At 66.7% G+C, this 25,202-nt stretch carries 21 protein-coding genes and 1 pseudogene; 11 read left to right on the forward strand and 11 right to left on the reverse strand.

What is annotated here, in order from left to right:
* Positions 1-7: 7 nt before the first annotated feature.
* The 5 genes from IB273_RS17275 to IB273_RS17295 form a co-directional block, all read right to left on the reverse strand.
* A complete protein-coding gene (locus IB273_RS17275; protein WP_081517280.1) occupies positions 8-742 on the reverse strand; it encodes an amino acid ABC transporter ATP-binding protein in 735 nt (244 codons plus the stop codon).
* Positions 739-1,407 (reverse strand): amino acid ABC transporter permease, encoded by a 669-nt coding sequence (locus IB273_RS17280; protein WP_138520248.1) that lies wholly within the window; start codon positions 1,405-1,407, stop codon positions 739-741. Before IB273_RS17280 ends, IB273_RS17275 begins: the two co-directional genes overlap by 4 nt.
* Positions 1,404-2,150, reverse strand: coding sequence for an amino acid ABC transporter permease (locus IB273_RS17285; RefSeq protein WP_081517282.1), 747 nt, complete (start codon positions 2,148-2,150; stop codon positions 1,404-1,406). The genes IB273_RS17280 and IB273_RS17285 overlap by 4 nt, the downstream gene beginning before the upstream one ends.
* 194 nt (positions 2,151-2,344) lie before the next feature.
* Positions 2,345-3,253 (reverse strand): glutamate/aspartate ABC transporter substrate-binding protein, encoded by a 909-nt coding sequence (locus tag IB273_RS17290; protein WP_065084484.1) that lies wholly within the window; start codon positions 3,251-3,253, stop codon positions 2,345-2,347.
* 238 nt (positions 3,254-3,491) lie between these two features.
* On the reverse strand, positions 3,492-4,106 hold the full coding sequence (locus IB273_RS17295) for a phosphatase PAP2 family protein (RefSeq protein WP_192224626.1): 615 nt from the start codon (positions 4,104-4,106) through the stop codon (positions 3,492-3,494).
* Positions 4,107-4,249: 143 nt separating this feature from the next.
* Here IB273_RS17295 and IB273_RS17300 point away from each other — a divergent pair, with 143 nt between their 5' ends.
* Positions 4,250-4,843 carry an MFS transporter permease gene (locus IB273_RS17300; protein WP_192224627.1) on the forward strand — a complete coding sequence of 198 codons (594 nt, stop codon included), beginning with the start codon at positions 4,250-4,252 and terminating at the stop codon, positions 4,841-4,843.
* Here IB273_RS17300 and ada read toward each other — a convergent pair.
* Positions 4,787-5,875 (reverse strand): bifunctional DNA-binding transcriptional regulator/O6-methylguanine-DNA methyltransferase Ada, encoded by a 1,089-nt coding sequence (gene ada, locus IB273_RS17305; protein WP_192224628.1) that lies wholly within the window; start codon positions 5,873-5,875, stop codon positions 4,787-4,789. The two genes, IB273_RS17300 and ada, sit on opposite strands and share 57 nt — an antisense overlap.
* A 135-nt stretch (positions 5,876-6,010) precedes the next feature.
* Between ada and IB273_RS17310 the strand changes: the two genes are divergently transcribed.
* The 5 genes and pseudogenes from IB273_RS17310 to IB273_RS17330 all read left to right on the forward strand — a co-directional run.
* On the forward strand, positions 6,011-8,362 hold the full coding sequence (locus tag IB273_RS17310) for an ATP-binding protein (protein ID WP_192224629.1): 2,352 nt from the start codon (positions 6,011-6,013) through the stop codon (positions 8,360-8,362).
* A gap of 101 nt (positions 8,363-8,463) precedes the next feature.
* Complete coding sequence (locus IB273_RS17315) at positions 8,464-9,645, forward strand: two-component system response regulator (protein WP_151189374.1); 1,182 nt, start codon at positions 8,464-8,466, stop codon at positions 9,643-9,645.
* 72 nt (positions 9,646-9,717) lie between these two features.
* The gene (locus IB273_RS17320) at positions 9,718-10,614 is read left to right on the forward strand and encodes a PA4780 family RIO1-like protein kinase (protein WP_045217128.1); all 897 of its coding nucleotides are present in this window, start codon (positions 9,718-9,720) and stop codon (positions 10,612-10,614) included.
* 5 nt (positions 10,615-10,619) lie between these two features.
* Positions 10,620-11,171, forward strand: coding sequence for a nucleotidyltransferase family protein (locus IB273_RS17325; protein WP_192224630.1), 552 nt, complete (start codon positions 10,620-10,622; stop codon positions 11,169-11,171).
* A 245-nt stretch (positions 11,172-11,416) separates the two neighbouring features.
* A pseudogene (locus tag IB273_RS17330) lies at positions 11,417-12,302 on the forward strand (EamA family transporter); the annotation flags it as partial.
* Between the two features lie 88 nt (positions 12,303-12,390).
* Here the strand turns inward: IB273_RS17330 and cueR are convergent.
* The 3 genes from cueR to IB273_RS17345 all read right to left on the reverse strand — a co-directional run bounded on the left by cueR (position 12,391) and on the right by IB273_RS17345 (position 15,835).
* The gene (gene cueR, locus IB273_RS17335) at positions 12,391-12,792 is read right to left on the reverse strand and encodes a Cu(I)-responsive transcriptional regulator (protein ID WP_192224632.1); all 402 of its coding nucleotides are present in this window, start codon (positions 12,790-12,792) and stop codon (positions 12,391-12,393) included.
* A 51-nt stretch (positions 12,793-12,843) separates the two neighbouring features.
* On the reverse strand, positions 12,844-15,249 hold the full coding sequence (locus IB273_RS17340; RefSeq protein ID WP_192224633.1) for a heavy metal translocating P-type ATPase: 2,406 nt from the start codon (positions 15,247-15,249) through the stop codon (positions 12,844-12,846).
* A gap of 103 nt (positions 15,250-15,352) precedes the next feature.
* Positions 15,353-15,835 carry a hypothetical protein gene (locus IB273_RS17345; RefSeq protein WP_192224634.1) on the reverse strand — a complete coding sequence of 161 codons (483 nt, stop codon included), beginning with the start codon at positions 15,833-15,835 and terminating at the stop codon, positions 15,353-15,355.
* A 153-nt stretch (positions 15,836-15,988) separates the two neighbouring features.
* Here IB273_RS17345 and IB273_RS17350 point away from each other — a divergent pair, with 153 nt between their 5' ends.
* Complete coding sequence (locus IB273_RS17350) at positions 15,989-16,186, forward strand: heavy-metal-associated domain-containing protein (RefSeq protein ID WP_081517296.1); 198 nt, start codon at positions 15,989-15,991, stop codon at positions 16,184-16,186.
* A gap of 36 nt (positions 16,187-16,222) precedes the next feature.
* Here the strand turns inward: IB273_RS17350 and IB273_RS17355 are convergent, their stop codons facing one another.
* On the reverse strand, positions 16,223-16,855 hold the full coding sequence (locus IB273_RS17355; RefSeq protein ID WP_081517297.1) for a TetR family transcriptional regulator: 633 nt from the start codon (positions 16,853-16,855) through the stop codon (positions 16,223-16,225).
* Between the two features lie 156 nt (positions 16,856-17,011).
* On the opposite strand from IB273_RS17355, the gene IB273_RS17360 reads away from it, so the two are divergent.
* From IB273_RS17360 to IB273_RS17370, 3 genes are all read left to right on the forward strand, one after another.
* Complete coding sequence (locus tag IB273_RS17360) at positions 17,012-18,196, forward strand: efflux RND transporter periplasmic adaptor subunit (protein WP_081517298.1); 1,185 nt, start codon at positions 17,012-17,014, stop codon at positions 18,194-18,196.
* 12 nt (positions 18,197-18,208) lie between these two features.
* Positions 18,209-21,361 (forward strand): efflux RND transporter permease subunit, encoded by a 3,153-nt coding sequence (locus IB273_RS17365; protein ID WP_081517299.1) that lies wholly within the window; start codon positions 18,209-18,211, stop codon positions 21,359-21,361.
* 211 nt (positions 21,362-21,572) lie between these two features.
* Positions 21,573-22,748 carry a multidrug effflux MFS transporter gene (locus IB273_RS17370; protein WP_081517300.1) on the forward strand — a complete coding sequence of 392 codons (1,176 nt, stop codon included), beginning with the start codon at positions 21,573-21,575 and terminating at the stop codon, positions 22,746-22,748.
* Here IB273_RS17370 and IB273_RS17375 read toward each other — a convergent pair whose 3' ends face one another.
* On the reverse strand, positions 22,749-22,928 hold the full coding sequence (locus IB273_RS17375; RefSeq protein WP_045217315.1) for a hypothetical protein: 180 nt from the start codon (positions 22,926-22,928) through the stop codon (positions 22,749-22,751). It lies immediately after the preceding gene.
* A gap of 303 nt (positions 22,929-23,231) precedes the next feature.
* Between IB273_RS17375 and IB273_RS17380 the strand changes: the two genes are divergently transcribed.
* A complete protein-coding gene (locus IB273_RS17380) occupies positions 23,232-25,127 on the forward strand; it encodes a propionyl-CoA synthetase (RefSeq protein WP_192224635.1) in 1,896 nt (631 codons plus the stop codon).
* Positions 25,128-25,202: the final 75 nt, after the last annotated feature.

A 25,202-nucleotide genomic window follows, 5' to 3' on the forward strand; every position in this document is an offset into this window, starting at 1 on the left:
GGCTGGATCAGTGCGGCAGGATCTTGGCGAGGAACTGCTGGGTGCGCTCGGCGCGATTCTGCAGGTCGCCGAAGAATTCCTCCTTCGGGCAGTCCTCGACGATCTGTCCGCGGTCCATGAAGATCACCCGGTCGGCGACCTTGCGCGCGAAGCCCATCTCGTGGGTCACGCACATCATGGTCATGCCTTCCTGGGCGAGCTGGACCATCACGTCGAGCACTTCGTTGACCATCTCCGGGTCGAGCGCCGAGGTCGGTTCGTCGAACAGCATGACGATCGGGTCCATCGCCAGCGCGCGGGCGATCGCCACGCGCTGCTGCTGGCCGCCGGAGAGCTGGCCGGGGTGCTTGTGCGCATGGGCCTTGAGGCCGACGCGGTCGAGCAGCTTCATGCCCTTGTCCATCGCCTCTTCCTTGCTCCGCCCCAGTACCTTGCGCTGGGCGATGGTGAGGTTCTCGGTGATGGTCAGGTGCGGGAACAGCTCGAAGTGCTGGAACACCATGCCGACCCGCGAGCGCAGTTTCGGCAGGTCGGTCTTGGGGTTGGCGATGGAGGTGCCGTCGACGGTGATGTCGCCCTTCTGGAAGGGCTCCAGCGCGTTGACGCACTTGATCAGGGTCGACTTGCCCGAGCCGGACGGTCCGCAGACCACCACCACTTCACCCTTGGACACCTTGGTGTTGCAGTCGGTGAGCACCTGGAAGTCGCCGTACCACTTGCTGACGTTATCGATGGAGATCATACGGTTAACCTTTTCTGCAGGCGCTTCACGCCGAAGGACGCGGCGAAGCTGATGACGAAGTAGACGAGTCCGGCGAAGATCAGGAACTCATGGGGCTGGCCGATGATGTCGCCACGGGAGCGGGCGGCGTTGAGGAAGTCCATCAGGCCGACGCTGTAGACCAGCGAGGTGTCCTGGAACAGGATGATGCTCTGCTGCAGCAGCAGCGGGGTCATCTTGCGGAATGCCTGGGGCAGGATGATCAGGCGCATGGACTGGCCGTAGGTCATGCCCAGCGCGTAGGACGCGCCGATCTGGCCCTTGGGGATGGCCTGGATGCCGGCGCGGACGATCTCGCAGTAGTACGCCGCCTCGAACATCATGAAGGCCACCAGGCACGAGGTGAACGCGCCCACGGGGGTGTCCTGGCCGGTGATCCAGCGCAGGATGAACGGCACCGCGAAGTAGAACCAGGTGATCACCAGCAGCAGCGGGATCGAACGGAAGTAGTTCACGTAGAAGCCGGCGATGTTCGACAGCAGCTTGCTGTTGGACAGCCGCATCAGCGCGAGGATGGTGCCCAGCACCACGCCGCCCAGCACACCCAGCACCATCAGCTGCAGGGTGGTGAGCATGCCTTCCCAGAGGCCGGGGAGGGCGGGGACGATCTGACTGAAGTCCATCATTTACCTCCCACGGAGATCAGGCCCGGCACCGCTACCTTGCGCTCGACGAAGCGCATGATCAGCATCAGGCTCATGTTCAGGGTGAAGTAGATCGCGGTGGCGAGGGTGAAGGCCTCGAACAGGTTGGCGCTGAATTCGGCGGTCTGCTTGGTCTGCGCCAGCAGCTCCATCAGGCCGATCAGCGAGGCCACCGAGGAGTTCTTGAAGACGTTGAGGAATTCCGAGGTCAGCGGCGGAATGATGATCCGGAAGGCCTGCGGCAACAGCACGTGACGGTAGATCGACGGCAGGCGGAAACCCACGGCGCTGGCGGCGGCGAGCTGGCCCTTGGGCAGCGCCTGGATGCCGGTTCGCACCTGTTCGCAGACCCGCGCGGCAGTGAACAGACCCAGGCACACGACGACGCTGATGAAGGCCGAGGTTTCCGGGGCGATGCCCAGCTTGAACCAGTCCTGGATCGGCTGCGGCAGGTAGTCGGGTACGAAGAAGTACCAGAGGAACAGTTGCACCAGCAGCGGCACGTTGCGGAACAGCTCCACGTAGGCCGTGGCGATGCCCGACAACCAGCGGTTGGGCAGGGTGCGCATCACGCCCAGCAGCGAGCCGAGCGCCAGGGCGATGACCCAGGCCGCGAGCGAGACGGCGATGGTCCAGCCAAGGCCGGTGATGTACCAGTCCAGGTAGCGTTCGTCGCCAATCCCGGTGGACTTGAAGAACACGCCCCAGTCCCAGTTGTAATCCATGACGGGTTTCCCCTCGATTGCTTTGCACGGTTGCTTGATACGCTACGGGGCCGGACGCGGGCGCAAGGCCGCCCGCCACCCGCGGGTAGCGGGTGTTCCGGCATCGTCATCAGGAGTAGTGGGCTCGGGAGCGCTGGCTTGCGCTCCCGATCCCCCGCGTGGCTACGCCTTGTGGGCGCAGCCGCGCGCGACCGTTACATCTGCTCGGCAGACTTGTCGGTCGGATTGGCGATCAGCTTCTTGAGCTCATCACTCATCGGGAAGTTGAGGTTCAGGTTCTTCGGCGGGATGGGCTGCATGAACCACTTGTCATAGATCTTGTTCACTTCACCCGAGGCGAAGGTGTCGGAGATGGCCTTGTCGACCACCTTCTTGAACGGTGCGTCGCCCTTGCGAACCATGCACGCGTAGATCTCGTAGGACTGCGGCTTGCCGACCACGTGCCAGTCGTCGGGCTTCTTGGCCTTGGCCATTTCGCCGTAGAGCAGCGCGTCGTCCATCATGAAGGCCACGGCGCGGCCGGATTCGAGCATCAGGAAGGACTCGCCATGGTCCTTGGCCGAGATGATGTTCATGCCCATCTTCTGGTCGGCGTTCATCTGCTTGAGCAGGCGCTCGGAGGTGGTGCCGGCGGTGGTCACCACGTTCTTGCCCTTGAGGTCCGGGAAGTCGTTGATGCCCGAGCTGGTCTTGGTCAGCAGGCGGGTGCCGACCTCGAAGATGCCGACGGAGAAGTCGACCTGCTTCTGGCGCTCGAGGTTGTTGGTGGTGGAGCCGCACTCGATGTCCACGGTGCCGTTCTGCACCAGCGGGATACGGGTCTGGGAGGTCACCAGGTTGTAGCGGACCTTGAGGTCGGGAGCGTTCAGCTCTTTCTTCAGGGCTTCGACGACCTTGATCTGCAGGTCGTGGGAATAACCTTCCGGCTGACGCGGATCGCTGCCGAGGTAGGAGAAGGGGATGGAGGCGTCACGGTGGCCGAGGACGATGGTGCCGGAGTCCTTGATCTTCTTCAGGGTACCGGTGAGTTCTTCGGCGACGACGGGAGTGGCGAGCAGGGCCGCGACAATGGCGACGCCCAACGCACGGGGTGCGAAACGCATGGAGACTACCTCGACTGGTTGTGTTTGTTATTCAGTCCTGCGCCGACGAGGCTCACTCCAGGCCGGTCGCATGTTCGAGGTGGAGCAGAGCAGGCTCCGTGCCAAGCTTTTCCTGTTTTGGTAACTTATTGAATTATAAGGATTAATTGTTTTTCTTTGGGCGTAGTGAAGCAACGCCTCGTTCGGTCATCCGGATATTCGTGGAATTCTCGTTCGGAAATCCGAACGAATCGCCCGCTCAGACGTCCGGCTGGCCGGCCCACTGGCCGCGCTGATACGGCTGGTCGCGATCGGCCAGGTGCGCGGCGATGCGCTCCAGCAGCTGGTGCGTGGGGGCGCGCACGCCGGTGACCGCCTGGCCCAGCCCCAGCGCGATGACCAGCAGCAGAAGCGCGGGCTGGAAGGCCGGCAGGTGGATGCGCGTGGCGCCGAGGAAGGCTGCGCTGGTGCCCAGGCCCAGCGCCAGGCCGGCGTAGACCTCGGTCGGCGAGTGAACGTTGATCGCCAGCCGCGAGAGACCCACCAGCACCGCGACCAGCGCCGCCAGCCCGGCGGCGGCGAGGCCGGCGCGCCGCGAGCTGAACAACTGCGCGGCCAGGGTCGGCAGCACGGCGCCGGCCATCATGCTGTGGCCGGAGATGCCGGTGAAGTTGAGGTTCGGAATTCCGATTCCCCAGCCCATGAAGGCCAGCTTCGAACCCACCACCAGCGCGGTCGAGAATCCGAACAGCAGCGCCCACAGCCCGGCCTTGGCGGTCTCGCGGCGGTACAGCAGCCAGCAGAAGACGAACACGGCGGCGGGCGCCAGCAGGGAGCTGTCGCCGAGGCGGGTGATCAGGGGCCAGAAGGTCATGGGGCGTCGGATGGGGGGACGAAGGCTGGCAACGGTAGCACAGGCCGGCACCGTCACTGGTCTCCAGGCGACGGGATGTGCCCCTTGGCCGTGATCCGGGTGCTGGCCCACAATGTCGGCCTCAGCCCTCAGGAATGCCTGCCATGGAAATGGAAAACCCCTACCGCGCCCCGGAAGCCCCGCTGGTCGAGGAGCGTACCGGTGCCGCGCAGGCCAATCGATTCTTCGTCATCTCCATCACCAAGATGATCGTGCTCTACGTGGCGACGCTGGGGCTGTTCAACCTGTACTGGATGTACAAGCACTGGTCGATCCAGAAGCCGCACATGCCGGGCAAGATCAACCCGCCGCTGCGCAGCCTGTTCATGATCTTCTATATCCACTCCCTCGCCCGGCGCGTGCACGAGGCCTTGCCCGAAGAGCAGCGCAAGGGCTGGAGCTACAGCAGCGATGCCACCTGGGCGGTCGTGCTGCTGATCGTCTCCAATGTCGCCGACAAGCTGACCAGCCGCATTCCCGAGCTCAGCCACTACAGCCTGCCGTTCATCGTCCTGGGGCTGGTGCCGCTCATTCCGCTGACGAACATCCAGCGCCGCGCCAATGAGGCCAGCGGTGATCCGCTGGGCCAGGGCAATGCCTCGATCACCCGCTACAACGTGCCGTTCCTGATCGTCGGCGGCCTACTTTGGGTGCTGATCGTGATTGGCTCGGTGGCGGAGTTCGCCGGCGTCGCCTGAGCCACCTTCGCGGCGCAGCAGTTCGCGCTTGCGCGGCAGGCCCCAGCGATAACCTCCTTCGCCAGTGCCGCCAACCACGCGGTGGCAGGGCACCAGCAGGCCGACATTATTGCTGGCGCAGGCACGGGCGATGGCGCGTGGGTGCGTGCCCAACTGTTCGGCCAGTTCGCCATAGCGCCGCGTCTCGCCACTGGGAATGCGCGTGAGGGCGCGCCAGACGCGCAGCTGGAAGGCGCTGCCGTGCAGGTCCAGCGGCAGGTGCGCGGCCTGTTCGGGTTCCTCCAGCTGGGTGATCACCTTGCGCAACCAGTCGCCCAGGCCGGCGTCGTCGCGGCTGCGTTCGGCGGCAGTGAAGCGTTCTGCCAGCTGGCGCTCCAGTTCGCCTGCATCGTCGGCGAAGAGCAGGGCGCACACGCCCTTGTCGGTAGCCGCCAGCAGCACCAGTCCGAGCGGGCAGGGCGCGATGGCATAGCGCAGCCGCTCACCGGCGCCTTTCTGCCGGCGTTGCGCGGGGCTCAGCGGTGTGGCGTTTTCATAGAGGGCGCGGGTCCCGGAGTAGCCGGCTTCCAGCGCGGCGTCGAGCACCGAGCGCGCTTGCGGCAGGGCAGCGGCCAGGCGCTGCTCGCGGCGGGATTCCGCCCAGGCCCGTGGCGTGAGGCCGGTGCGGGCCTTGAAGGCGCGGGCCAGGTGCGAGGCGGACAGGCCGATGCGTCCGGCCAGCTCCTCCAGCGTCAGCGGTTTCTCGGCCTTGTCGAGCAGCTCGCAGGCCGCGGCGACCAGCGCATCCAGTTGTTCGCGCGGGCTCGGGCCGCGCGGCGAACAACGCTTGCAGGGGCGGAAGCCGGCGGCTTCGGCGGCTTCGGGGGCCGCGTGGAAGGCCACGTTCTCCCTTGATGGCCGGCGCGCCGGGCAGTTCGGCCGGCAGTACACACCGGTGGAGCGCACGCTGAAGACGAAGCGCCCTTCGTAGCGCTCATCGCGCTCGCAGACCGCCTGCCAGCAGCGCTCGGGGTCAAGTCGGGTGGTCGTCATGGCAGCTCTCCGGGGCAATGACTGTTGGGGCGATTGTCCGTCCCGACACGAAGTGCAGCAATCCGCATCGCGTTTTCAAACTCGAAGCGCGGCGGCAGGGGCTACGCTTGCTGGGTATTCCCTGAAGAAGACCCCATGTCCTTGCGCCGATTCTGTCTGTGCTGCCTTCTGCTGCTGCTCGCGCTGAGCGCCCAGGCCCGTGCCGCGAGCCTGGCGCTGAGCGAACAGGAGCGAGCCTTCATCTCAGCCCACGAGCCGATCCGCGTCGGCCTGTTCCGCGCCGGCTGGCCGCCGTTCGAGGTGATCGACGAGTTCGACCAGTTCCACGGCATCAGCGCCGATTACCTGCAGTTGCTGTCCGAGCGCCTGGGGATGAAGGTTCAGCCGGTGCTCTACAACACCTGGGAAGAGGTGCTGGCAGCGGTGAAGGCCGGCGAGGTGGACCTGCTGCCGTCCATGGCGGCCACCGAGGAACGCCAGCATTTCCTGAGTTTCACCCAGCCCTACGTCACCACCAGCAGCCTGATCTTCGCCCGGCGCGACAGCACCATCCGCACGCTGGACGACCTGTCCGGCCGCCGCGTGGCTGTTGAGCAGGGCTACGCCGTCCACGAGTTGCTGACCAAGGCGGTGCCGGGGATCGACTTCGTACTGGTGGAGGATTCCCCCAGCGCGCTCAAGGCGGTCTCCACCGGGCGCGCCGATGCCTATGTCGGCAACCTCATCACCACCACCTTCCTGATCGAGCAGCTCAGCCTTTCCAACATGGAGGTGCGCGGCGACAGCGGGCTGGGCAACAGCCAGGTGCGCTTCGCCACGCGCAAGGCGCTGGAGCCCCTGGTGCCGCTGCTGGACCGCGCGCTGGGCAACATCACCCGCAACGAGCAGGAGGCGATCCAGGCGCGCTGGCTGCCGTCGCTGGATGTCTTCGACTGGATGAACCTGCTGCAGATCGCCTGGCCGTGGGTGGTGGGTTTCCTCGCCCTGCTGACCTTCGTGCTGGTGTGGAACCGCCGGCTGTCGATCCAGGTGACCGAGCGCGCCCGCGCCGAAGCGGAGGAGCGGCGCCAGCGCAGCACGCTGCTGGCGCTGATCAACTCGATCCCCGATCCGATCTGGTTCAAGGACACCCAGGGCCGTTACCTGGGGGTCAACCAGGCGTTCGCCGACTGCCTGGGGCGCGCGCCGGAGGACATAGTCGGGCGCAGCGACCAGCAGATGTTCAGCCGTGCCGCCGGCACCGGACGCCAGGAGCGCGACCGCCAGGCGCTGACCGAGCGCGAGCCCTACGCCAGCGAAGGCTGGGTGGTCTATCCCGATGGCCGGCGGGTGCTCTTCGATACCCTGCGCAGCGCCTTTCACGACGACCAGGGGCGGTTGCTCGGGCTGGTGGGCGTCAGCCGCGACGTCACCGCACGCAAGTCCACCGAGCTGGCACTGGCCGAGGCCCGCGACCTGGCGGAAGAGGCTGCGCAGCTCAAGAGCGACTTCCTGGCCAACATGAGCCATGAGATCCGCACGCCGCTGAACATCATCATCGGCCTGGCGCACCTGCTCCAGGAAACCACCCTGGACCCGCAGCAGGTGGACTACCTGGGCAAGATCCAGGGGTCGGGCCAGTACCTGCTGGAACTGATCAGCGACATCCTCGACCTGTCCCGCGTGGAGGCCGGCAAGCTGGAGTTCGAACACATCGGCTTCGACCTGGAGCGCCTGCTCGGCGAGCTGTTCGACCTGTTCAACATCCGTGCGGCGAGCAAGGGCCTGGCGGTGCGCTGCGAGATCGACCCACGGGTGCCGGCCCAGGTGGTGGGCGATTCGCTGCGCCTGCGGCAGATCCTGATGAACTATGGCAACAACGCGCTGAAGTTCACCGAGCAGGGTGAGGTGGTGCTGATCGTCCGCCTGGAAGACGAGGACGAAGACAGCCTGCAGCTCTACTTCGCCTTCCGCGACACCGGCATCGGCATCACCGAGCCGCAGCAGGAGCGTCTGTTCGAGTCCTTCCAGCAGGCGGACAGCTCGATCACCCGCCGCTATGGCGGCTCCGGCCTGGGCCTGGCGATCTGCAAGAAACTGGCGGAGGCGATGGGCGGCAGCGTCGGGGTGGAAAGCGAGCCGAACCGCGGCAGCCTGTTCTGGTGCCGGCTACCCATGGGCCGGGTGGACGACTCGGTCAGCCTGAGCCTGCAGAACATCAGCCACGAACCGCTGCCGGTGCCGATGCTGCCGGCGGCCTCGGCCGCTCCGGCGCTGCTGGAGAGCGGCAACGTCGCCGAGGTTGAGCAGGTCTGCCGGCGCCTGGCGCACCTGCTGGCGGCGGACGACCCGCGCGCCGGACGGTTGCTCGGCGAACGTGCAAGCCTGCTGCGCAGCGTCTTCAATGAGGGCTACGAAGGCATTGCCACGAGCGTTCGGCGTTTCGAGTTCGAGCGGGCCCTGGAAAGTCTGGTGAATCTCGCGAGGGAGCGCGACATCCGGATCTGACGGGGCGGATAGACAAGAAAGGTGCGACAGGAACACGCGGACAGGGCCGTGGTCCGATCACCCATGGCATGTCACGAATCTGACCGATGCGAGGAGTTGCGATGGATAGCATGCTGGACCGGCCGGAGCAGGAGATGATCCTGGTGGTGGACGATCAGCCCGACAACCTGATGCTCATGAGCGAGCTGCTCATGGACCGCTATCAGGTGCGCGTCGCCTCCAGCGGGCCGAAGGCGCTGCGCCTGATGCAGAGCGACCCGCGCCCGGACCTGGTGCTGCTCGACATCATGATGCCGGAGATGGACGGCTACGAAGTCTGCCGCCAGCTCAAGGCCGACCCGCTGACCCGCGACATCCCGGTGATCTTCCTCACCGGCATGGTCAGCGCCGCCGATGAACAGAAGGGGCTGGACCTGGGCGCGGTGGACTACCTGACCAAGCCGATCAGCCCGCCGGTGACCCTGGCGCGCATCCGCGCGCACCTGAACCTCAAGTCCAACGCCGACTTCCTGCGCGACAAGAGCGAGTACCTGGAGCTGGAGGTGCGCCGCCGCGCCCGCGAACTGCAGGCCATCCAGGACGCCACCCTGGAAGCCATGGCGACCCTCTGCGACCTGCGCGACAACCCCCACAGCAACCACCTGGTGCGCATCGAGCACTACATGCGCCTGCTGGGTAGCGCGTTGTCCCTGCACAGCGAGTTCGCTGCCGAGCTGTCGGTGGAGAACATCGAGCTGCTGGTGCGCTCGGCGCAGCTGCACGACATCGGCAAGGTCGCCGTGCCCGACCGCATCCTGCACAGCCCCGGCCAACTGGAAGAGGCCGACCGGCTGATCCTCGAAAGCCACACCACAGTCGGTCGTGACGCCCTCGAGGCTGCCGAGCGCAAGCTGGGCTCCCCGGCGGAATTCCTGCGGTACGCCAAGGAGATCGCCTATAGCCATCACGAACACTGGGACGGCAGCGGCTTCCCCGAGGGGCTGGCCGGCGAGCAGATTCCCCTGGGCGCGCGGATGCTCTCGCTGATCGACTGCTATGACGAACTCACCTGCCGCCATGCCTACCGCACCTCGCTGACCCCGGAGGAGGCCGCCGGACGCATCACGGCCGGCGCCGGCAAACAGTTCGACCCGCGCGTGGCCGAGGCCTTCAGCGAGGTCGCCGAAGGCTTTGCCAACATCGCCCAGCGCTACGCCGACAGCGACGAGGCGCTGGGGCTGGAACTGCAGCGGCTGGAAGACGCGGTGGTGGAAAGCATCGAGCTGACGCCGCCTGAACCCTGATCGCGCTGGGCGGTTGTCGAGGATTGCCGTATAAGGAGCGCAGCGCCCCAGAGAGGTACGCCAGGAAGCCTGATGAAAACCCCGAAACGCCTGGAGCCGTTGATCGAAGACGGCCTGATCGATGAAGTATTGCGCCCGCTGATGAGCGGCAAGGAAGCAGCAGTCTACGTGGTGCGCTGCGGCGCCGAGCTGCGCTGCGCCAAGGTCTACAAGGAAGCCAACAAACGCAGCTTCCGCCAGGCCGCCGAGTACCAGGAAGGCCGCAAGGTGCGCAACAGCCGCCAGGCCCGCGCCATGGCCAAGGGCACCAAGTACGGTCGCAAGGAGCAGGAAGACGCCTGGCAGAACGCCGAGGTGGCTGCGTTGTTCCGCCTGGCCAACGCCGGGGTACGCGTACCCAAGCCTTACGATTTCCTCGACGGCGTGCTGTTGATGGAGATGGTCGCCGACGAAGAGGGCGACGCCGCGCCGCGCCTGAACGACGTGGTGATGGAGCCTGAGCTGGCCCGTGACTTCCACGAATTCCTCATCCGCCAGATCGTCATGATGCTCTGCGCGGGCCTCGTGCACGGCGACCTGTCGGAATTCAACGTGCTGGTCGGCCCGGACGGTCCGGTGATCATCGACCTGCCGCAGGCCGTGGACGCCGCCGGCAACAACCACGCCTTCCGCATGCTCGAGCGCGACGTGGGCAACATGGCCGCCTACTTCGGCCGCTTCGCCCCGGAGCTCAAGTACACCCACTACGCCAAGGAAATGTGGGCCCTCTACGAGGACGGCAAGCTGCAGCCGGACACCCCGCTGACCGGGCACTTCGACGATCCGGAAGACGAGGCGGACGTGGATTCGGTATTGCGCGAGATTGCCGAGGCCATGCGCGAGCAGGAGCGCCGCGAAGCCGGCCGCGCCGCCCAGGACGCTCCGCAGCAACGCGACGAGCCGCCGCCTCCGCCGTGGGAACAGGCCTGAGCCCATTGCCCGGCGAATCTGAGCTGCTTGCGCTGATCGCCGGGCAACCTCAACGCCTGCACCTGCTGCGCGTGGTGCGCGATCACGGCCCGCAAGGCGCCTGGATCGCTGCCGGATTTGTGCGCAACGCGGTGTGGGACGCCTTGCATGGCTATGACGAGCCCACGCCGCTTGGTGATATCGACGTGTTGTATTTCGCGACCGACAGCCTGGAGCCCGAGGCGGATTACGCCTGGGAGCGCCGGCTGCTGGAGGCCTGCCCGGACCAGCCCTGGTCGGTGCGCAACCAGGCGCGGATGCACCGGCGCAATGGCGATGCGCCCTACAGGGATTGCGCCGATGCGATGTGCCGCTGGCCGGAGGTCTGCACGGCGGTAGCGCTGCGACTGCGGGGGGATTCCCTGGAGCTGCTGGCGCCGTTGGGGATCGACGACCTCTGGGCGCTGCGGGTCCGGCCCACCGAGCACTTCCGCGCCAAGCCGCACCTCTACCGCGAGCGTATCGCCGCGAAGAACTGGCCGGCGAACTGGCCGAAGCTGCGTATCGATACCCCGTAAATCCTTTTCGCCGATATCGCCGTCATGCTCTGCGTAGGATGGGTGGAGCGCAGCGATACCCATGCTGATGGTTTCCCGGGATTGATGGGTATCGCTTCGCTCCACACCATCCTACGCACGGTTCCTGCTTTGGCTTGGGTGGATTCCCGTCTGGTCCTGCGAAAGAACTGTAAGCCCTCAACTGTATCCATACATTTCAGACGCGGGCTGTTAGTTTTGCCTGATCCCACCCCGAGCGCTCTGCCATGCCCCTCCGCCACGTTCTCCTCGCCCTGCTGGTCACCCTGATCTGGGGCGTCAACTTCGTCGTGATCAAGGTCGGCCTGCACGACTTCCCGCCGCTGCTGTTCTGCGCCCTGCGCTTCGCCCTGGCGGCGCTGCCGCTGATCTTCCTGCGCGGCCCGCTGCCGGCGCCGTTCTGGCGTATCGTGCAGATCGGCGTACTGCTGGGTGTGGTCAAGTTCGGGCTGCTGTTCGTCGGCATGCACATCGGCATGCCCGCCGGCCTGTCGTCGCTGGTGCTGCAGAGTCAGGTGTTCTTCACCGTGCTGATCGCCGCCGCCTTCCTCGGCGAGCGTCCCAGCCCGCGCGCCCTGATCGGCCTGGCGCTGGCCGCCGGTGGCCTGCTGCTGATCGGCCTGGAGCGCCCCATGGGCGACAGCCTGGTAGCCTTCCTGCTGGTGATTGCCGCCGCGCTGGCCTGGGCCTTCTCCAACATCGCCACCAAGCGCTCCGGCGCCAGCGACATGCTGCGCCTGATCAGTTGGGTCAGCCTGATCCCGCCACTGCCGCTGTTGGTCCTCTCGTGGATATTTGAAGGCCAGGAAGCCATCGAGCACGCCGTGCTGAACATCAGCTTGAGCGGGATGGGCGCGCTGCTCTACATCGCCTTCTTCGCCACCACCGTCGGCTTCGGCCTGTGGAGTTTCCTGCTGCGCCGCTACCCGGCCAGCCAGGTCACGCCTTTCGCCCTGGCCGTGCCGGTGTCGGGCCTGCTGTCGGGCTGGCTGTTCCTTGGCGAAGACCTCACCACCCAGGACTGGATGGCTTGCGTGCTGGTGTTCGTCGGCCTCGCCGTGACCGTGCTGCCGGCCTCTATCTGGCGTCGCCGTGCGGTGGCCAGCGCGTAGGGCGGATAAAGCGGAACGCTTTATCCGCCGTTATCCCGTAGGGTGCATAACGCCTGCGGCGTTATGCACCCTACGGGATGGAATAGCCTTCAGTGACAGCAATTCCCCGACTCCAGGTCCTTGAGGATCGGGCAGTCCGGGCGGTGGTCGCCCTGGCAGTGGTCGCTGAGCTCCTGCAGGGTGTCGCGCAGGCTGCTGAGTTCGGCGATCTTGCGGTTGAGTTCGTTGATGTGCCGGGCGGCCAGGGCCTTCACATCGGCGCTGGCGCGGGCGCGGTCCTGCCAGAGGGCAAGCAGTTGGCCGACTTCCTCCAGCGAGAAGCCGAAGTCCCGCGAGCTGCGGATGAACGCCAGGGTGTGCAGGTCCTGCTCGCTGTAGTGGCGGTAGCCGCTGGCGCTGCGGCCGGCGGGGGCCAGCAGGCCGGTGGATTCGTAGTAGCGGATCATCTTCGCGGTCAGGCCGCTTTTCTTCGCCGCTTCGCCGATGTTCATGCCGATGTCTCCTGAACGAACGCCCCCGCTTCTCGGGCGGGGGCGTGGGGCTTATTGGTGATCACGCGGTTTCCAGCGCTTGAGCAGCAGGGCGTTGCTCACCACGCTGACACTGGAGGCAGCCATCGCCGCGCCGGCGACCATGGGGTTGAGCAGGCCGAAGGCGGCCAGCGGGATGCCCACCAGGTTGTAGATGAAGGCCCAGAACAGGTTCTGGCGGATCTTCGCGTAGGTGCGCCGGGAGATGTCCAGCGCCGCCGGAACCAGGCGCGGGTCGCCACGCATCAGGGTGATGCCGGCGGCGTGCATGGCGACGTCGGTGCCGCCACCCATGGCGATGCCCACGTCTGCCGCAGCCAGTGCCGGGGCGTCATTGATGCCATCGCCGACCATCGCCACGACCTTGCCTTGCTGGCGCAGCGCGCCGACCACGGCAGCCTTGTCGCCGGGCAAAACCTCGGCGTGTACGTCGTCCAGGCCCAGGGCGTCGGCCACGACCTTGGCGCTGCCACGGTTGTCGCCGGTGATCAGGTGACTGGCGATGCCGCGCTCGCGCAGGGCGTCGATGGCGGTCTTCGCACCTTCCTTGAGGCTGTCGCCGAAGGCGAACAGGGCGATCACCCGTGCCTGCGGCTCGCGTTCGATGAGCCAGGACAGCGTGCGGCCTTCTGCTTCCCAGCGCTGTGCCGATTCAGTGAGCGCGCCGGGCTGAAGCTGGGCTTCGTCGAGCATCCGGCGGTTGCCCAGTGCCAGCAGGCGGCCGTCGATGCGGCCCTGGATGCCCCGGCCGGTCAGGGCCTGGGTGGCCTCGGCGGCGGCAGGGTTCAGGCTGCGTTCGGCGCAGGCGTCGAGCACGGCACGGGCCAGCGGGTGTTCGCTGCCGCGCTGCAGGGCGCCGGCCAGGGCGAGGGCTTTGGCCTCGGCGCCGTTCGCCGCGAGGTTGGTGATGCGCGGCTGGCCGGAGGTCAGGGTGCCGGTCTTGTCGAAGGCCACGGCGGTCACGGCGTGGGCGACTTCCAGGGCTTCGGCGTCCTTGATCAGGATGCCGTATTTCGCCGCGACGCCGGTTCCGGCCATGATCGCGGTCGGGGTGGCGAGGCCGAGGGCGCAGGGGCAGGCGATGACCAGCACGGCCACGGCGTTGATCAGTGCCTGTTCCCAGCCGGCGCCGGCGATCAGCCAGCCGACCAGGGTGAGCAGGGCGATGCCGATCACCACCGGGACGAACACGTTGCTGACCTTGTCCACCAGCTTCTGGATCGGCGCCTTGGCGGCCTGGGCGTCTTCCACCAGGCGGATGATTCTGGCCAGCACGGTCTCGCCGCCCAGCGCGGTGGTCTTCACGCGCAGTACGCCTTCGCCGTTGATCGCACCACCGGTGACCGGATCGCCGACGTCCTTGGGCACCGGCAGGCTTTCGCCGGTGATCAGGGCTTCGTCGGCGTGGCTCTGCCCGGCGAGGACTTCGCCGTCCACCGGGAAGCGTTCGCCAGGGCGCACCAGCACTTCGTCACCCAGGCGCAGTTCGGCGATGGCGACGTCTTCCTCGACGCCGTCCCGCACGCGGGTGGCGCGTTCCGGGCGCAGGGCCTCGAGGGCGCGGATGGCGGCGGCGGTCTGGCGCTTGGCGCGGCTTTCCAGGTACTTGCCGAGCAGGATCAGGGTGATGACCACGGCGCTGGCTTCGAAGTACAGGTGCGGCATCTGCCCCGGAGCGGCGGCGTACCAGAGGTACAGGCTCAGGCCGTAGCCGGCGCTGGTGCCGAGGGCGACCAGCAGGTCCATGTTGCCGCTGCGGGCGCGCACTGCCTTGTAGGCGGACACATAGAAGCGTGCGCCGATAAGGAATTGCACGGGCGTGGCGAGGAGGAATTGCACCCAGGCCGGCAGCATCCAGTGCTGGCCGAACCAGTCGCCCACCATCGGCAGCACCAGCGGCAGCGACAGCAGGATGGCGGCGGCCAGCCACCAGCGCTCGCGCGCCAGACGGGCCACGGCCGGATCCACGGCGGGCTGATCGGGTTCGATGGGGCGGGCCTTGTAGCCCGCCTTGTCGACGGCGGTGATCAGCGCGGCGGCGTCCACCGCGCCGAGCAGTTCGACGTGGGCGCGCTCGCTGGCCAGGTTGACGCTGGCCGAGCGCACGCCGGGGACCTTATTGAGGGCGCGTTCGACGCGGCCGACGCAGCTGGCGCAGGTCATACCGTCGATGGCCAGTTCCAGGCTATGGGCCGGTACCTGGTAGCCGGCCTGTTCGACAGCGGCGACCAGCGCCGGCAGGGTCTCACCGCTGGATGGCGCGGCGAGCTGCACGCGGGCCTGCTCGCTGGCGAGGTTGACGCTGGCGTCCTGCACGCCGGGCACTTTGCGCAGGGCGCGCTCGACGCGTCCTGCACAACTGGCGCAGGTCATCCCGGAGACGGGGAGGTCGAGTTCGATGGGGTTGGCGCTGTTCATGGGGCTTCTCCCTGAAGTTCCCCGATAGCATCAACCTTGACACGAGGGCAAGGTCAACCCTCGTTCGCTGCCAGCTTGTCGCAGGTCAAAGCCGTGACCGGAATCAGCTGCCGCTGGAGACCGGCATGAGATACAGCCCGCTCTCGCTGTTGGCGATGCGGAACTTGCGCACTTCGCCGGCGTGCAGCTGCACGGACTGGGCGCGCAACGGCTGGATGCCGCTGCGGCAGAGGCCGGAGTTGGCGGTCTGCAGGCGCAGGGAGACCTCGCCCGGCGGCAGGTTGAGGGCGATTTCGCCTTCGGGCTGCAGACGCGAGACCTTTTCGTCCTGGACATACAGATCGATGTCGCAGGCGGTGCCGGTGTCCAGCCGTTCACGGCTGACGATCAGCACGGCATAGGCCACCGGCTGGGCGTCGGGCACCGGCCAGGAACCGGGCGTGCTTGGCGGTGGCGTGGCCGGGGAGGTGGGTACGGGCGGCGCCGAGGGTTCCTCGGGCATGCCATCGGCCCAGGCGCTCGAAGGCGTTCCGGCAAAGGGCAGGGCGGCGGCGAAGCCGGCGGCGATTAAAAGGGAACGGCGCATGGCGTTCTCCGACGAGTCAGCTGTTTCCGCAGCTTGGCTGAGAGCCTGACGTAGGACAAGTGCAAGGCGAGTGCAACGCGAGAGGCTTGACCTTGCCACGGTGGCAAGGTCGAGACTGCATCCAACGCTTCAATCCATCAGAGGAGACATTCCATGCACACCTTCAATGTCAAAGGCATGAGCTGCGGCCACTGCGTGCGGGCCATCACCCAGGCGGTACAGGCGCTGGACGCCGCAGCGGACGTGCAGGTCGACCTGGGCGCCGGTGAAGTCCGCGTTGCCAGCCGGCTGGACGAACCCGCGATCCTCGCGGCGATCCGCGAGGAAGGCTACGAGGCCGAGGCGGCCTGAGGTTTCATCCCTTCCGGGCCGGCGTTCTGCCGGCCCTTACGCCTGTGCCGGGTGCCAGTCGCGCACCAGGCCACGGAACACGGCGTCGAACAGTTCGCGGGTTTCCTGCAGCGGGTCGAACAGGGCCGGGTCGCGCAGCCAGTCGCTGAGCAGGCCGAAGATCATCGCGTGCACCGCGCGCGAGGCAATCTTGGGCGTCACGCCGGGCATCAGCCGCGTGCGGCAGTCCTCGCGGCTGAACAGCTGCTCGCAAAGCTCGATGAACTGCCGGACGAACTGGTTGTGACGTTCCTCGGCATCGCGCAGCTCATCGGTGAACTCGCAGCGCTGCAGGAGGATGGTGAGGATGCGTCGGCGCTGCTCGTCGCGGGCGAGGTTCTCGACCACTTCCACGCTGAGTTGGAACAGCGATTCGATCGGGTCGTGACCGTCGCACCCGGACAGCCGCTGCGCCAGTTGCTCAGGCGGCAGGCGGACCTGGTTGAGCATGTCGTTGAACAGGTGCGCCTTGTTCTGGAAGTGCCAGTACACCGCCCCGCGGGTGACGCCAGCGGCGCGCGCGATCTCTTCCAGGCTGGTATTTGAGACGCCTTTCGCAAAGAAAAGGCCTTCAGCCGAGTCGAGAATCGTCTGACGGGTTCGTTCCGAATCTTCTTTAGTTCTTCGCATGGCGCTTGGTGGTATACAGGCTAGGATCACTGGGTGACAGGCAGTTTACTGATTTTATTGCGCTAACAGTGCTTTACAGACACTGGCGTAGGTAAAAGTCACGCAGTCGTCGTCTTTTTGGGGTTCCGCCGTCAGTCATTTCCATGGAGAGGTTACATGCCGTTTGCCCGTCGTTTGCCCGTCGCGCTTGCTGTCGTTGGGTTGCCAGTCCTGTTCGCTGCCTGGGCCCAGGCCGAGGACAAACCGGCTGCGGCAGCGCCCCCGCCCCCGGCAGTGACGGTCGAAGTGGCCAAGAGTGCTCCGGTGCCGCTGACCTTCGAGTACGCCGCGCGGACCGCCGGCTATCGCGAAGTGGAAGTGCGCGCCCAGGTCAGCGGCATCCTGCAGCGCCGCACCTACGAGGAAGGCCGGCCGGTGAAGGAAGGCCAGGTGCTGTTCCGCATCGACCCGCGCCCCTACCAGGCCGCGCTGGGCCAGGCCAAGGGGTCGCTGGCACAGACCCAGGCGCGCTACCGGCAGACCGAGCGTGACCTCAAGCGGATCCGCGAGCTGCAGGCCAAGGGCTTCGCCAGCGAAAGCGAGCTGGACCGCTACACCTCCGATTTCGAACAGGCCAAGGCCGACGTCGAGGCCGCCCGCGCCAACGTCCAGGCCAAGCAGATCGACCTCAACTACACCACGGTCACCGCGCCGATTTCCGGCATGGCGAGCAAGGAAGTGCGCTCCGAAGGCAGCCTGGTGGTGGCCAGCGACCCGAACTCCAGCCTGCTGACCAAGCTCACCCAGCTCGACCCGGTGTACGTCAACTTCGCCTACCCCGACACCCAGGCGACACAGATGAACGATGGCGTGAAGAGCGGCCGCTACCTCCTGCCCAAGGACGGCAAGCTGACCGCCGAGCTGCGCTTCGGCGACGGCAGCAAGTACCCCATCGAAGGCGTCGTCGACTTCACCGACAGCTTCGTCAATACCGGCACTGGCACGGTGAACGCCCGCGCCGTGGTGCCCAACCCGCACAACCTGCTGATCCCCGGCCAGTTCGTGCGCATCCTGATCACCGGCATCACCCAGAGCAACGCCGTGACCCTGCCCGAGCGCGCGCTGGCCCAGGGGCCGCGCGGCACCTTCGTCTACGTGGTGGACAAGGACGGTTTCGCCCGCGTGCGCCAGGTGACCACGACCAAGACCGTGGATGGCCGCTGGATCATCGATGCCGGTGTGGATGACGGTGATCGGGTGATAGTCGACGGGCTGCTCAAGGTACGCCCCGACCAGCCGGTCAAGGCCGTGGAAGGTGGCGCGCAGGAATCTGCCGCCAATACCGCTTCGTCCCAGTCCTAAGGAGCGCCCATCGTGATTTCGCGCTTCTTCATCGAACGTCCGGTGTTCGCGATGGTGATTTCCATCGTGATCCTGCTCGCGGGCCTGGTGGCCATGCGCGCGCTGCCCATCGCCCAGTACCCGGAAATCGTGCCGCCGGAAGTCTCCGTGACGGCCTCCTACCCGGGCGCCAGCTCCCAGGTCATCGCCGAAACCGTGGCCGCTCCGCTGGAGCAGGAAATCAACGGCGTGGAGGGCATGATCTACCAGCTGTCCAACTCCGACGCCAGCGGCGCCATGAGCCTGACCGTGTACTTCGAGGTCGGCACCGACCCCGACCAGGCCACCATCGACGTCAACAACAAGGTGCAGGCGGCGCTCGCCAAGCTGCCCGAGGAAGTGCGCCGGCAGGGCGTGAAGGTGGAGAAGAAATCCTCCGACATCCTGCAGGTGGTGACGCTGTTTTCGCCGGACAACTCCCGCGACCCGATCTTCATCAGCAACTACGCGCTGATCAACGTGATCGACGACCTCAAGCGGATTCCCGGTGTCGGCGACGTCAGCCAGTTCGGTTCCAAGGACTATTCGATGCGCATCTGGCTGCGGCCGGACAAGCTGGCGCAGTACAACCTTACGCCCACCGACGTGGTGAACGCGGTGCGCGAGCAGAACTCGCAGTTCGCCGCCGGCAGCTTCGGCCAGCAGCCGATGAAGGAGCCGCAGGACTTCACCTACATGGCCACCGCGCAGGGTCGCTTCACCGATCCGAAGGAGTTCGAGAACGTCATCCTGCGCAGTGATTCCACTGGCGCCAGCCTGCTGCTCAAGGACGTGGCGCGGGTCGAGCTGGGCGCGCAGGACTACTCCCTGGTTACCTCGCTCAACGGCCAGCAGAACGCTGCCTTCGGTATCTACCTGCAACCGGGCGCCAACGCCCTGGACACCGCCGAGGCCGTGCGTACGCACATGGAAGCGCTGGCCAAGCGTTTCCCGCAGGGCATCGCCTTCAAGATTCCCTACGACACCACTACCTTCGTGAAGGTGTCCATCGAGGAGGTGATCCATACCTTCATCGAGGCGCTGATCCTGGTGATGGTGGTGGTGTTCATCTTCCTGCAGAACATCCGCGCCACGCTGATCCCGGTGCTGGCGATCCCGGTGTCGCTGGTCGGCACCTTCGCCGGCATGTACCTGATGGGCTTCTCCATCAACCTGTTGTCGCTGTTCGGCATGGTGCTGGCGATCGGCATCGTGGTGGACGACGCCATCGTGGTACTGGAGAACGTCGAGCGGGTAATGCGCACCGAGAAGCTCAGCCCGAAAGAGGCGGCGATCAAGGCCATGGAGGAAGTGACCGGGCCGATCATCGCCATCGTGCTGGTGCTCTGCGCGGTATTCATCCCGGTCGGCTTCCTCGGCGGTCTGGCGGGCCAGATGTACAAGCAGTTCGCGATCACCATCGCCGTGTCGGTGGTGATCTCCGGCATCGTCGCGCTGACGCTCTCTCCTGCGCTCTGCGCGCTGATCCTCAAGCCCGAGCACAAAGAGCCGGCTGCGCCGTTCCGCTGGTTCAACAACGCCTTCGAACGCATCACCAACGGCTACGGCGCCGGGGTGCAGTTCTTCCTCAAGCGGGCAGCTCTCGGCCTGATACTGTTCGGCGGCATGATCGCGCTGCTGGTCATCCTGTTCGGTCGGGTGCCCGGCTCGCTGGTGCCTGACGAAGACCAGGGTTACGTGCTCAACGCCTACTTCCTGCCACCGGCGGCTTCGCTGAGCCGTACCGAGAAGCTCACCGGCGACGTGACCCAGGAACTGATGAAGCATCCGGCCGTGGCCGACGTGGTGACCTTTGCCGGTTTCGACATCCTCACCTTCGGCACCCGCAGCAACGCCGGGGTGTCCTTCGTCACCCTGAAGGACTGGAAGGAGCGCAACACGCCCGAGCTGGACGCACGCAACCTGACCCGCGAGTTCATGAAGATGGGGGCGGGCCAGGAAGACGGTGTGGTGATGTCCTTCAACCCGCCGCCGATCACCGGCATGAGTACCACCGGCGGCTTCGAGGCCTACATCCAGGACCGCAGCGGCGGCACCTCCGAGCAGCTCGAGGAGATCACCACCAAGTTCCTTGCAGCGGCCGGCAAGCGCCCTGAACTGGCGGGGCTGAACACCACCTTCAACGCCAACGTGCCGCAGTACTACGTCGACCTGGACCGTACCAAGGCGCGTTCCCTGGGTGTGGCCATCGACGACGTGTTCACGGCCATGCAGTCCACCTTCGGCAGCTACTACGTCAACGACTTCACCCTCTACGGGCGGACCTGGCAGGTCTCCCTGGAGTCGGAGCCGGAGTTCCGCCGCAAGCCGGACGACCTCAGCCAGGTCTTCGTCCGCTCGTCCACCGGCGATCTGGTGCCGCTGACCACGCTGGTCTCGGTCAAGCGCATCCTCGGCCCGGACTCCTACGCGCGCTTCAACGTGTTCCCGGCGGCCAAGCTGCTCGGCGGCCCGGCGCCCGGCTACAGCTCCGGCCAGGCGCTGGCGGCCATGCAGGAAGTGGCCGACCAGGTGCTGGGTGAGGACTACTCGCTGGCCTGGATCGGCTCGGCCTACCAGGAACTGGCGACCCAGGGTTCGGGCAGCACCGCGTTCATCTTCGGCCTGATCCTGGTGTTCCTCATCCTCGCCGCCCAGTACGAACGCTGGACCCTGCCGCTGGCGGTGGTCACTGCGGTGCCCTTCGCGGTGTTCGGTGCGATCCTGGCGATCTGGCTGCGTGGGCTGGATAACGACGTGTACTTCCAGGTCGGCCTGGTGACCCTGATCGGCCTGGCGGCGAAAAACGCCATCCTGATCATCGAGTTCGCCGTGCTGTGCCGCGAGGAGCAGGGTATGGGCCCGGTCGAAGCGGCGCTGGAGGCGGCCAAGCTGCGCTTCCGCCCCATCGTGATGACCTCACTGGCCTTCATCCTGGGTTGCGTGCCGCTGGCCATCAGCACTGGCGCCGGTTCCGCGAGTCGCCATTCCATCGGCACCGGGGTGATCGGCGGGATGCTCGCCGCGACCCTGCTGGCGACCTTCCTCATCCCGATGTTCTACATGCTGGTGGAGTCGGCCGCGGACAAGGTCGGCGGCCGCAAGGCCAAGGCCAAGCCCGAGCCAGAGGGCGCGCACGAAGCCTGATGCGAAAGCGGGCCCGGCCGGTGTGGCCGGACCCGCTTCTCCCATTGTTTCGGGAGTTGCCTGGGGAGTTGCTTAGGGAGCTTGCTAATTTTCCGGCGCTCGCCACAATGCAAGGCTTCGCCGCGCCTTCCCTGCGCGCCAATCCGTTAGCCACACCTGCCTGCCTGCGGTCTCTGCCGCCCTTCGGTGGACGCGTGTGACCAGGTGATCCATGAACCTCCGCATCCTGCTGATCCTCGGCGCCCTCAGCGCCTTCGGGCCCATGGCCATCGACTTCTACCTGCCCAGCTTCCCGGCGCTGGCGCAGGCCTTCGGCACCGACGTCGAGCACATCCAGCTGAGCCTGTCGGCCTACTTCGCCGGCCTCGCCATCGGCCAACTGCTCTACGGCCCGCTGGCCGACCGCATCGGCCGGCGCATCCCCTTGCTGCTGGGGGTGAGCATCTTCACCCTGGCGTCGCTCGCCTGCGCCTTCGCGCCGAACCTGGAATGGCTGATCGGCGCGCGCTTCGTCCAGGCCCTGGGTGGCTGCGCGGGGATGGTGATCTCGCGGGCGGTGGTGCGTGACCTGTGCGACCCGATCGCCGCCGCCAAGGCTTTCTCGCAGCTGATGCTGGTGATGGGCCTGGCGCCGATCCTCGCGCCGCTGGGTGGCGGGTTGCTGCTGAGCCTGTCCGGCTGGCAGTCGATCTTCTATTGCCTGACGCTGTTCAGCGCCCTGGCCGGCGGCGCCATCGCCCTGTGGCTGCCCGAGACCATCCCGAGCGGACCTCGCCCGCCGTTGCGCGGAGCACTGAAGCAGTACCGCGCGCTGTTCCGCGACCGCTCCTTCATCACCTATGCGCTTACCGGCGGCGTGGCCATCGCCGGGATGTTCTCCTACATCGCTGGCTCGCCCTTCGTCTTCATCGAACTCTACGGCGTGCCGGCCGAGCACTACGGCTGGATATTCGGCAGCAATGCGGCGGGCTTCATCCTGATGGCGCAGGTCAACGCGCGGCTGCTGCGCTATCGCGGGCCGGGGTTCTGGCTGCGCCGGGCGGTGTGGGTGTACTTCGGCTGCGGCGTGGCGCTGCTGGCGATCACCCTGGCCAAGCCCGAGCACCTGTGGCCGCTGCTGGTACCGTTGTTCGGCGCCATCGCCAGCCTGGGCTTCCTGCTGCCCAACTCCTCGGCCTGCGCCATGGCCAGCCAGGGTCGGCACGCGGGCAGCGCCTCGGCGCTGATGGGCAGCCTGCAGTTCACCGTCGCCGCCTGCGCTTCGGCGCTGGTCGGTGCTTTGCACGACGGCTCGGCACTGCCGATGGCAGTGGTCATCACCGTCTGCGGCTTGGTGGCCGCGGTGCTCGGCTGGCTGAGCGGGCAGATCAGCGAACGCGCGGCCTGATCAGCTGGCGGCGCGTTGCACCAGTTCGGGTAGCCGGTGCGGGGCCTTCAGGCGGGCTTCGAGGGTCGCGACGAAACTGCGCGCCTCGAGCTCGCTGCGGAAGCCCACGGCCTGCTGGTCGAGACAGACTTCCCACGGTTGGTCTTTGCGCAAGCGGGACGGACGGACGAGGATGTTCACGGTGCTCACCCCTGTGCTGTCAGGTGAAAAGGGACTCTCAGTGTAGTCCTGTCACATGGCGGTAGCAGGTGCGACCTGTGGTCGCCGACATGCGGTGGCGGCGCCGCCGGAAAACTCTCCAGCTCCCGTGCCAGAGCGCTCCATCCGCCGTCGTGCCGCTTCGCTGAAAAATCCTGCAAAGCATTACTGCCGGCCCGCTTGCGGGGCGGGCGGCAGGACTACGACCAAAGGTTGATGGTGGGGTGGCGATCCCCGTCCATACTCGTTGTTCGACCTCGATAACAACAATAAGAGGCAGTGACGATGAGTTACCGGCAGTCCCATGACCGCTCCATCGCGGAGCCTTCCGCCTTCTGGGCCGAACAGGCCGGCCGCGTGGCCTGGTACCGCGCGCCGCAGGACACCCTGCAGGCCCTGCCCGACGGCAGCCACCGCTGGTTCGCCGATGGCCGCCTGAACACCTGCTACCTCGCCCTCGACCGGCAGATCGAGCTGGGCCGCGGCAACCAGGCCGCGCTGATCTACGACTCCCCCGTGACCAATACCCAGCAGCGCTTCAGCTACCTGGAGCTGCGCGATGAAGTCGCGCGCCTGGCTGGCGCCCTGCGCGCGCTGGGGGTGGAGAAGGGCGACGGGGTGATCATCTACATGCCGATGGTGCCCCAGGCGGCCATGGCCATGCTCGCCTGTGCCCGGCTCGGCGCGGTGCACTCGGTGGTTTTCGGTGGTTTTGCGCCCCACGAACTGGCGCTGCGCATTGACGACGCCAGACCCAAGCTGGTGCTCACCGCCTCCTGCGGCCTGGAGTTCGAGCGGGTGATCGAATACAAGCCGCTGGTGGACAAGGCCCTGGAGCTGGCCAGCCACAAGCCGGCCCATGTGCTGGTGCTGCAACGCCCGCAGGCGATGGCGGAGCTCAAGGCCGGCCGCGACCTCGACTGGCGCGAAACCCTGGCCCACGCGCAACCGGCCGACCCGGTGGAAGTCGCCAGTGGCGACCCGCTGTACATCATGTACACCTCCGGCACCACCGGGAAACCCAAGGGCATCGTGCGCGACAACGGCGGCCACGCGGTAGCGCTGAGCTATGCACTGCCGACCATCTTCGGCCTGCAGCCGGGGGATGTCTGGTGGGGCGTCTCCGACGTCGGCTGGGTGGTCGGCCACTCGCTGATCGTCTACGGACCGCTGATGAATGGCTGCACCACGGTGTTCTACGAAGGCAAGCCGGTGCGCACCCCTGATGCGGGCAGCTACTGGCGGGTGATCGAGGAGCACAAGGTCAACAGCCTGTTCTGCGCGCCCACGGCAATCCGCGCGATCCGCAAGGAAGACCCCCAGGGCGACCTGCTCAAACGTTACGACCTGAGCTCGCTGCGCCACCTGTTCCTCGCCGGCGAGAAGCTCGACAGCAGCACCCAGCACTGGCTGGAGGAACTCACCGGCAAGCCGGTGCACGACCACTGGTGGCAGACCGAGACCGGCTGGCCGGTGACCGCGCCCTGCACCGGCCTGGGCGACCACGACCTGCGCGCCGGCTCCACCAACCGTGCGGTGCCCGGTTACCACGTGCAGGTGGTGGACGACGAGGGTCGGCTGCTCGGGGCGAACGAGCAGGGCTCCATCGTCATTGCCCTGCCGCTTCCGCCCGGCTGCGCGCAGACACTGTGGAGCGATCATCCGCGCTACCTGCAGGCGTACCTGAAGACCTATCCCGGCTACTACCACACTGGCGACGGCGGCTATGTGGACGAGGAGGGCTTCGTCTACATCATGGGCCGCACCGACGACGTGATTAACGTCTCCGGCCACCGTCTATCCACCGGCGAGATGGAGGAGCTGCTGGCGCTGCACGAGGCCGTCGCCGAGTGCGCGGTGATCGCCGTGCAGGATGACCTCAAGGGGCATGTGCCGCTGGGGCTGGTGGTGCTCAAGGACGGCGCGCAGGCGACCGAGGCCAACCTGCAGCGCGAGCTGGTGGCGCTGGTGCGCGAGCGCATCGGCGCGCTGGCCTGCTTCCAGCGCGCGGTGGTGGTCAAGCGCCTGCCCAAGACCCGCTCGGGCAAGATCCTGCGCGCGGTGCTGCGCAAGATCGCCGACGGCGAGAGCTATGCGCCGCCTTCCACCATCGACGACCCGGCGATCCTCGGCGAGATTGCCGAGCGCCTCGATCAGGCCGGCCTGGCCAAGGCGGGCTGATATCCCACGACGCCGGTACTGCCGGCGTATTTCCAGGGCCGCACTCGTTGCGGCCCTTTTTTATCTGCAGGGTGA

This window comes from Pseudomonas sp. PDM19 (genome assembly GCF_014852215.1).
Classification (GTDB): domain Bacteria; phylum Pseudomonadota; class Gammaproteobacteria; order Pseudomonadales; family Pseudomonadaceae; genus Pseudomonas.